The sequence below is a fragment of the Bathymodiolus heckerae thiotrophic gill symbiont genome, from assembly GCF_900128515.1.
Lineage (GTDB): Bacteria > Pseudomonadota > Gammaproteobacteria > PS1 > Pseudothioglobaceae > Thioglobus_A.
In genome coordinates, this window is record NZ_FQTP01000250.1 from 1 (window position 1) to 865 (window position 865).

Consider the following 865-nt stretch of genomic DNA (forward strand, 5'->3'; position numbering starts at 1 on the left):
AACAGAAGTCCGGCAACTATCTCACGTGAGATTAAACGTAATACTGGCAAACGAGGCTATCGACCCAAGCAAGCCAATGAGCTTGCTACTATGCGTAGATTAACTGCCAGTAAAAGCATTAAGCTCACACCAGAACTTAGACAAGACATTATAGAGCTAATCAAACAAGAGCTCAGCCCAGAACAAGCTTGTGATTATCTTATAACGCACGGTAAAACTAAGCTACATCATGAGACTATTTACAGAATGTTACTGCAAGATAAGCGTGCTGGTGGCACGCTCTATAAACATCTTAGACACCTGCACAAAAGCCATCGTAAGCGCTATGGTAGTTATGAGCGCAGAGGACGAATCAAGAACGCTGTGAGTATTGAGCAGCGTCCAGAGCTTGTTAACACTAGATCACGCATTGGCGACTGGGAGGGTGACACTATCATTGGTAAAAACAAGAAGAGCGCCATCTACACATTGGTTGATCGTAAATCACTTTATACTGTTATTGTTAAACTTAATGGCAAGAATGCCACTGAGTTGGCTGATAAGACTATTAAAGCGCTAAAGCCAATGTCAAGTAAGATTCATACCATTACCTACGATAATGGCTTAGAATTTGCTGAACATGAGCGTATGGCTAAAGTACTGGATGTGGATGTATATTTTGCTCATCCGTATTCTTCTTGGGAAAGAGGTATTAACGAGAATACTAATGGCTTGATTAGACAGCACTTCCCAAAGGGCACTGACTTTAACAAGGTGACAAATTCACAGATTGAATTTGTCATGAAGCGACTCAACACAAGACCTCGAAAAACACGAGGTGGGAAACAACCAGTTGAGTTATTTTTAGGAAAGGCTGTTGATTTAT

Annotated in this window: 1 protein-coding gene; it reads left to right on the plus strand. The window is 41.2% G+C overall.

Annotated elements, in window-relative coordinates; genetic code table 11:
* Positions 1 to 865: IS30 family transposase (locus BTHERMOSOX_RS11670; RefSeq protein ID WP_138121254.1), on the plus strand; the 865-nt coding region annotated here is incomplete at both ends.